This is a genomic window from Tepidibacillus infernus (assembly GCF_048898065.1).
GTDB classification, from domain to species: Bacteria; Bacillota; Bacilli; order Tepidibacillales; family Tepidibacillaceae; genus Tepidibacillus_B; species Tepidibacillus_B infernus.
On the sequence record NZ_JBLWFI010000071.1, the window covers coordinates 1 to 255 of the forward strand.

Sequence of the window (255 nt, forward strand, 5' to 3'; positions counted from 1 at the left end):
TGGGTTATCATCAACATTTAATTTCGCAATGGTAAGCTTATTTCCAATTTCCTGATCAATTTCTTCTAATACAGGTGCGATCATTTTACATGGGCCACACCATGGTGCCCAGAAATCTACAAGCACTGTGCCTGTGCTTTCTACATCAGTTGCAAAAGATTGATCAGTTACATGAACAATTGCCATTTTAAAAATCCTCCTTCTTCCTCAAAAAAGAAATCTTCTAATAATGAGATACAGTATACAGTATATCAT

At 35.3% G+C, this 255-nt stretch carries 1 protein-coding gene; it reads right to left on the bottom strand.

Annotated features, from left to right (window positions below; translation table 11 throughout):
- Nucleotides 1-186 (bottom strand): thioredoxin family protein (locus TEPIDINF_RS15045; protein ID WP_421692412.1); only part of this gene is annotated, 186 nt, incomplete at its 3' end.
- Nucleotides 187-255 lie beyond the last annotated feature (69 nt).